This is a genomic window from Nocardia sp. 852002-51101_SCH5132738, from assembly GCF_001665695.1.
GTDB lineage: Bacteria > Actinomycetota > Actinomycetes > Mycobacteriales > Mycobacteriaceae > Nocardia > Nocardia nova.
The window spans coordinates 1-7,386 of the sequence record NZ_LZML01000028.1; the positions used below are offsets into that span (position 1 = coordinate 1).

General features: G+C 64.3%; 6 protein-coding genes. 4 read left to right on the forward strand and 2 right to left on the reverse strand.

Translation table 11 applies throughout. From position 1 onward, the window contains the following. The first annotated feature begins 325 nt into the window (after window positions 1-325). Together A5789_RS04355 and A5789_RS35285 are read left to right on the forward strand one after the other, a co-directional pair. A complete protein-coding gene (locus tag A5789_RS04355; protein WP_193615502.1) occupies window positions 326-964 on the forward strand; it encodes a class I SAM-dependent methyltransferase in 639 nt (212 codons plus the stop codon). A 712-nt stretch (window positions 965-1,676) separates the two neighbouring features. Continuing rightward, window positions 1,677-2,759: a DUF3068 domain-containing protein gene (locus A5789_RS35285; protein ID WP_082940454.1), complete on the forward strand. Its 1,083-nt coding sequence runs from the start codon at window positions 1,677-1,679 to the stop codon at window positions 2,757-2,759. On the opposite strand, the gene A5789_RS36275 is transcribed toward A5789_RS35285, so the two are convergent. Continuing rightward, entirely contained in the window at window positions 2,640-3,722 is a 1,083-nt protein-coding gene (locus A5789_RS36275; protein ID WP_064902883.1) for a GAF domain-containing protein, read from the reverse strand. The genes A5789_RS35285 and A5789_RS36275 overlap by 120 nt on opposite strands. Before the next feature lie 164 nt (window positions 3,723-3,886). On the opposite strand from A5789_RS36275, the gene A5789_RS04365 reads away from it, so the two are divergent. Both A5789_RS04365 and A5789_RS04370 read left to right on the forward strand, forming a co-directional pair. After that, on the forward strand, window positions 3,887-4,501 hold the full coding sequence (locus A5789_RS04365; protein ID WP_064902884.1) for an N-acetyltransferase: 615 nt from the start codon (window positions 3,887-3,889) through the stop codon (window positions 4,499-4,501). A 161-nt stretch (window positions 4,502-4,662) separates the two neighbouring features. After that, the gene (locus tag A5789_RS04370) at window positions 4,663-6,039 is read left to right on the forward strand and encodes a cytochrome P450 (protein WP_064902887.1); all 1,377 of its coding nucleotides are present in this window, start codon (window positions 4,663-4,665) and stop codon (window positions 6,037-6,039) included. Window positions 6,040-6,292: 253 nt separating this feature from the next. On the opposite strand, the gene A5789_RS04375 is transcribed toward A5789_RS04370, so the two are convergent. Beyond that, window positions 6,293-7,386: transposase (locus A5789_RS04375; protein WP_231956628.1), on the reverse strand; the 1,094-nt coding region annotated here is incomplete at its 5' end.

Below are 7,386 nucleotides of genomic sequence, written 5' to 3' on the forward strand. Positions count from 1 at the left end.
GCTGCAAACCGGCACCCCATACCGACCCGAAATCAGGGGCGTCGCGGCTTGACAACATCATTGAGAATCCCCCTTCGAGTCGTAGGCACCGCGCCGGCCGATCTCCTATGCCGCTGGCCGGCCGACCGTGGAAGGGCAGCGCGGTGAACTGGGCTGTGCCCGTCTCGTGAGAGCCGCGACTTTGACGCGGGTACTGCGTGGTTCGTTTCTGTTCCGAGAATGTGGTGCCAATAGTGTTGCCGCGCAGCGATGTCGCCACTGCGGCTTCGTGTAGCACTTGCGTCGGTGGTACGGAGCGGTAGCGGCTTGTGCGACACTGGCGGCCGTGAAGGCATCGAATGCGTTCTTCCGGCAGTTCGCTGCGCAACTTGGCCAACCTTCGGGATTGTCCGGTCGGCTTATCGGGCACCTGCTCAACAAGGCCAATAGCGGACCGGTGAACGGATCGCTCGACGCGCTGGCCGCCGCGCCTGGCACGACGGTTGCCGATATCGGATTCGGTGGGGGGCGGAGTCTGAGTGTGCTGCTCGATCAGGTTGGTGAGACTGGCGTCGTGTACGGAATCGATCCGTCCCGCACCGTGATCGCTGGTGCGCGCCGACGGTACCGCCGCGCCATTACGCGGGGCCGCCTGCGCCTGGAGCAGGCGTCGATGTCGCGAATCCCGTTGCCGGACAACGCTCTCGACGGTGCCGCAACCATAAACACGGTCTATTACATCCCTGATGTCGAACTGATCGAGTCGCTGCAGGAAGTCGCGCGAGTGTTGCGGCCGGGCGGTCGCTTGGTGGTCGGGCTGGGGGACACCGACTATCTGCGAACTCTGCCTTGGCAGGAGGGCATGTTGTTGCGACCGCTCACCGAAGTCACGGAGTTCATTGCCGCCGCTGGCATGACGATCACCGATCATCGGCGCGTAGGCAGCAGCTGGCGCGCGTTCCACGTTTACACCGCAGTGCGCTAGATCCCGGCGTGGCGCACCGCTCAGTCGCAGGTTGATCAGTCCGAGTTCCCGCGTGGACATGCCGAGCACAGCTTCTAGAGCATGCCAAGTTCGCTGTGCCAGCCAGATGATGCCCCCGCGGCCGAGCGTCGAGACATAGTCGGCGTCGATGCGGGTGCAACGGTGTGCGCTGTGCCGGATGTAGGCGGTGAGCGTGTCGCCGAGTTCGTCGACAGTGATGCCAACGGCCGGACGTGTCGCAGCCAGATGCTGGCTCGGCGAGTAGCGGCACCTGCGCAGCGTGAACTGAGTCAGGGTGGCTGGGCGGCGCTGAAGAACACACGATGCGGCCGATGATGTTGGACGGAATTCGTCGAGTGTGGTCGTCATTGGAACCTCCCTGGTCGGATCCCACGGAAGGCGACGAGTGCCCGACAGCACTTGCTGGGCACGTCAGCGCCTACGCGCAGGAAGTACGTCCAAGAGGGGCGTACTCCAACCTCCGCCAGAGAGGTACGCAGGCGAACCCGCTGCCGGGCCGAGTCGCCAGAGGGGCGATCAGCCAGTTGCGTGGCTGCAGGGCTCGCGTTGCACCCATTATTAGCTCACATCGTTTGTGATGTCCAGCACATTTATGGCTAACATGCATTGACCTCGATGATTGCGTGGGCGGCCACATCGAAGATGACCAGAAAAGCCGGGAAAATGCTGGTCGTGGGCCTACTGTCGAGTGATGACATCGGGGAGAGGGCGACTGAGGGCGTGGCTGGGACTTGGGATGATCGGGATCGGAGTGGCCGCGCTGGTGGTGGCGGCACTGTTGCCGACCTTCGTGATGCCGCGGCTGACGCGGATCCCGATCAATGTCCGCACCGAGGCGGTCTCTCTCGCCGACAACGCCTCGGTGCTCGATACGGCGGCAGCCCTGCAGGGACAAATGCGTACCGAAACCGGTATACCGATCAAAGTGCAGACACTCGTCGTCTCCGCGGAGCCTTCCGACGCCGATCGTGTGACCCTGGTGTCCACCACTCGGCTCTCGCGTACCGACCGGCAGGGCCCGAGTGCGTTGGTGTCCGCCCGCGCCGAGGCGGTCACCGTCTCGCGCACCACGTCTGAGCCGGTCGATCCGGTCGGGCAGATCAAGCTCGAGGTCGACAAACCGGCAGACTTAGTGGCTCGTAACGGGTTTCAGTTCCATTTCCCGTTCGACACTCAGCGGCAGAGCTACGAGTATTTCGATACGACTGCGCGCCGCGACTTCCCGATAGACTACGTCGACGACGACCGGACGGAAGGCGGTCTGAGGCTGCTGCACTTCCGGCAGAGCATCGGCCCGATCAACCCCTACCCGACTCAGCCGGACATGCAAACCACCGTGCCCGCCTCCTGGTGGGGGCTGCTGGGTGACGAGCAAACTCGATTCGACCTGCATTACAGCAACATTCGCGACATCTGGGTGGAACCCACCTCCGGGGCCATCGTCGAACAGCGTGAACACGTGCGGCGGTTCCTGGCACGCAGCATCGACGACCCACTGGCCGTCACCACCCTCGACATCCAGACCCATTTCGACGAGCAGTCGCTGAGCGAGGCGGTTCGCACCGCGCGTCAGGCACGGACATTGATCCGGTGGGGCAACCTCTACGCGCCGCTAGGGCTCACGGTCGCCGGGATCGCCGCAGTGATCGGCGGGCTACTTCTCTTCCGCGCCACCCGGATCCACTACCGAGACATCACCGGGGTAGACGATCATCACGCCGATGGTGGGGAACGCCGTTCGGTCGAGGATGTCGGCGTGGAACGCGACCTGTAACCAGCCACCACCTCCGCGGCGGGTCATGCCGACATCATTGATTGGACCCTTTTTCGATTCCTCTAGCCAGCCAGGGATTTTCGCGATCGAATCGGGGTGGATCGCCGGGGTCTGACCGGTGCTGACGCCGTGCCCGATCGTCGGAATGTACGGGGTGAGCCATTTGATGATGGTCGGCGCGGTGGGGTACGTGTGATCGCCGACCGCAGCGAACACTCCTGGCGAATCCTCCCCCGGCCGGTCCTGCAGGTGCATCAGCTTGTCGATCAACGCCGTCTCGATGAGATCCACGGCCATGTCCGTCGGGTCGGAGTCGGCGGTGACATCCCGGCAGACGCCGCGCACTCGTGGGCCCGCGTCGGTGTCCACACAGCGTTGCGCCCAGTGCAGTTGGCGTAGGTCCCCGGTGCTGGTGCGCGCGACGACGCGGCCGGAACTGGTGTCGCCGACTTTTACCGTTTTCAGGCCCTGCCAGATGTAGAGAACGTCGCGTAGGCGCACGATTGGCCGGAAGAAGTCGACGGGGCCGAACACGACCCGATCCCGGAACTGGGCGTCGGTGCCGGTCAGATCGAGGAAGCGCTCATCCAGCCATAGGCGCGGCGGCAGATCCTGCAACCCGATTTCCCATTCCCACACCGCCAGCTTGGCGGCGCGGCCTTCGGCCTCCTTCGTGGTCGGAGCCAGTTGCACCGCGAACACGCTGCCGCCGATGCCCTCGACCGGTGCTGCGGCAACGGTCTCACCCAGTACAGCCGACGCCGGCGCACTCACCTGCCGCTGCACGGTGCGACCGGTGCGTCTGACCTCCGCCACCATGTCATCCACCAAGTGCTGCGCGGTACCACGCAACGTATTCGACAACCGCCGGAAGTCCCGGTCACGGCCGCCCTCGGCCAGAACCGCGACCTCGTCGGCAGTGCTGGTCGTGTCCACGAGCAGATCAATCGCAGGCTCAGTCATGTTCTCCGCTGGTCGTAGGTCGGTCTGTTTTGTCTCGGTATACCGGTTATTTGATCTTGCTATGTACGTTTCCGTGTGACTGTCGCAAATTGGTTTCAATTGGTGACAGTCACGGCGCACGTGGCAGCTCCGACACATCTGAACTGGCCTTATCGTGGCCAGCTATGGACATCAGCATCCGGTCGATCCAGCCTAAGGAGATCGCAGTGGCCGTCGATGTCTTAGCGATTGCGTTCGAGACCGACCCGGTGATGCGCCACCTCTGGCCAAACCAACGGCACCGGGGGCGGGCCCTGCAGCGGTACTTTCGCGCCACGATGGCCCGTCACCACGTCCCGAGCGGCGGCGTGGAGGTCGCCGCAGCCGCGGGCGAGGGCATCGTCGGGGTCGCTGTGTGGGATCCGCCTGGCCGGTGGGCCACCACCACGGCGGAATTCGCGCGCATAGCACCAGCGCTCATGCTGGCTCTCGGTCACCGGGTCCCCGCTGCAGTGCGCACGCGCAGACTCTTCGACCGGCTTCATCCGAACGAATTGCATTGGTACCTGTGCCATCTCGCTGTCCTGCCGTCATACCGGCGCCAGGGGATCGGTACTGCACTGCTGCGATCGCGATGCGGCCACTGCGACGCCGCCGGGCAGGCCGCGTATCTGGTGTGCACCCGCGAGTCGAATGTGTCACTGTACTCGTCGGTTGGATTCGCCACGACGACTCCCGTCGATCTGAACGGAGCGCCACTATGGCCCATGTGGCGCCCCGCTCACCAGACGCCCCGATGATCCGCCGGTTGCCGTATCGGATTCGCTGCCGTTACTGGTGATCGAGATACCAGGCGACCTCGCTCGAGTGAGCGAGGGAAATCGTTCTCCGCCCATGCCGCAGACACTCACCAGACGATCGACGACTGGTTCACTGGCGCTGTGCCGCATTATTGATTTTGATGACAACACCGAACCGGCTACCGCTGCCGCATCCACGAGGTCGGCTGCCGCTGCTCGGCGATGTCCTGACTCTCGATCTGGCTCGGCCAACGCAGCAGGCGGCCCGCGACGCGCAGCGGCTCGGCGGCATCTTTGAACGCCGTATCTTCTCCAGCCCCGTCGTCATCGTCTCGAGCGCCGATCTGATCGAACAGGTCAACGACGAGAACGACTGGGCCAAACACGTCGGGGCTATACTGACCCCACTCCGGGATATCGCCGGATCCGGTCTGTTCACCGCGTTCAACGACGAGCCCGCCTGGGGCTCTGCCCACCGGATCCTCGTGCAGGGTTTCACCAAAGACGCGATGCGCAGGTATCACCCCACCATGGTCGCCGTTGTCGATGACCTGCTGAACTACTGGCGTGCCCGCACCGATGAGTGGATCGATGTCGTGGAGGACGCGAACCAGTTGGCGCTAGAGATCATCGGCCGCGCCGGGTTCGGGCACACGTTCGGCTCGTTCACCGAACGACGCCCCTTCGGTGAACGGCTGCGGCGCGGGCTGACCTATCTCAACAAGACCATTAACCTGCCGACCGTCGTGAAAACCACGATGCTGCGCCGCGAGACATCCCAGCACCAGCGCGATATCGCCTACCTGCACCAGGTGGTCGGCGACATGATTGCCGCACGCGGCGCCACGACCGAACCCCGATCCGACCTGCTTGATCTGATGCTCACCACACCGGATCCGCTCACGGGTGAACTGCTCGATGCCGCCGCGATCCACTCCCAATGCCTCACCATGTTGGTCGCCGGACACGAGACAAGCGCCGCCGCATTGTCTTTCGCGTTGTACGAACTGGCGCAGCATCCCGACATCATCGACAGAGCGCGCGAGGAAGCCGACGCCGTTCTCCCCGCCGACGGGACACCGGTCCGCTACGATGACATCGCACGCCTGCGATACCTGCGTCGAGTCATCGACGAGACAATGCGGATGTGGCCGGTCGCCCCAGGTTACTTTCGGGAAGCCACCCGCCATACAACACTCGGCGGGCACGAATTCGCACCCGGGAACTGGGTATTCGTATTAACTTTGGCAGCTCATCGCGACCCAAAAACCTGGGGGGACGACGCCGAACAGCTCGACCCGGACCGATGGCTCCCCGAACGGCTACGCCAGCTTGGCCCGCACGTTTATCGTCCCTGGGGCACAGGGCCGCGATCGTGCATAGGTCGACAATTCGCACTGCACGAGGTCACGCTGGCTCTGGCTCAGATCATTCGCGTCTTCGACCTGCATCCTGAACCTGAATACGAGTTGATCGTCAACGAGCAGATCACGCTCAAACCCCACCGGTTTCGGCTGCGGTTTACACCGCGAACCTGAAACCTCCGAGCCATTTCCCATTTTCGCAGTGCCCGACGGGGTCGGTATTCCGGCAGCATGTCCGTCGGGGTTGCTCGCCCGCGCGACCTGCGCGGTCAGGGACGGGACCTGCTCACCGGAACGGGGGTGAAGCGACAACGGACACCTCGATGACTGACTCGACCTTCAGAACAGCCTCCGAGCATGCCCGCCAATCACACTGGCGCACAGCAAAACACCAAGATCCCCGACAGAGTAAAGCTAAGCTTGAGATTTATCCTCCGCTTGGTGTTGGTGCTGTTCGGCGGGGTTTGGCACCTTTCTTGTGGTGGGCGGGGCGAGTGTAAGCGTGGCCGGTGGCGAGGATCAATCCCACGTCCTGACGGGCGGCGGGGTGGCGGTTCTTCAGCCCGGGAGGGCGTCCGGGTCCGGGGCGGGAGGGTTTCGGTGCGCTGGCGGGAGAGCCCGTCTTCGTGCGGATGTGTCGAAACCCTCGCCGGACCCGGGCGGGTGTGAGCCGTTGTGGTGCAACGGGTTTCTCCCAGGGCAGGCGCAGATCGGCAGTCAGGGAACGGGACAGCCGTAACTGGGTGTAGGCGGCCAGGGTCAGCCAGGTCCAGCGGTCGGCCGCCGCCGGGTCACGGATCTGGGGGCGGGTCCAGCCCAGGGTCTGCTTCCACATTCGGAAGGTGTGTTCGATATCGAAGCGCCGCAGAAACATTCGCCAGCACCGATCGATGTCGTCGGGGGTGGCGTCGGTGCCCGACCACCACAGCCATACCGGTTTGTTGGTTCCTCCGCTGGGTAGGTGCTCGACCGTCAACCGGATCACAGTGCCTTCGAGGGTCGGCATCGCGCCGACCCAGGCCGCCCACGCCGACCGCCGTTGCAGCCTCGGATGCAGATCCTTCCACGCTTGCGCGGTCGCCTGTCCGTAAAGGCGTGTGTCCGTGTGGGTTTCGATGTCTTCCGGACTCCAGGTGGTGGGGTCCTTGAAGGCGAACTCGCCGCCATGACGTGCGGGCCGGCCGCCGTCGGGGCGGAACAGGTACGGCGGTGCCGGGCGGCGGAACACCCGGTCCGAGCGCAGTCGCACCAGGATCTGCACCGGCAGATCGGCGAGTAGGTGCGCCAGTCGCGGGCCGTCGTAGCCGGCATCGAGCACGATCAGGATGTCGGGATCTCCGTCGCGCCATTTCCCGGCGTCGACGAGACGCTCTGTGGGGTCACGGATCTGGGCACAGGTCACCTCGAGCACGTCCGCGCCGGGTTCGAGTCGTTGCGCGTCCAAGGGGGTGTCATGGCAACCGTGTAAGTCCGGGCGATCTGTGATCAGATGCCCTCGGACGGGCGGTTGAAGGAGGGGTC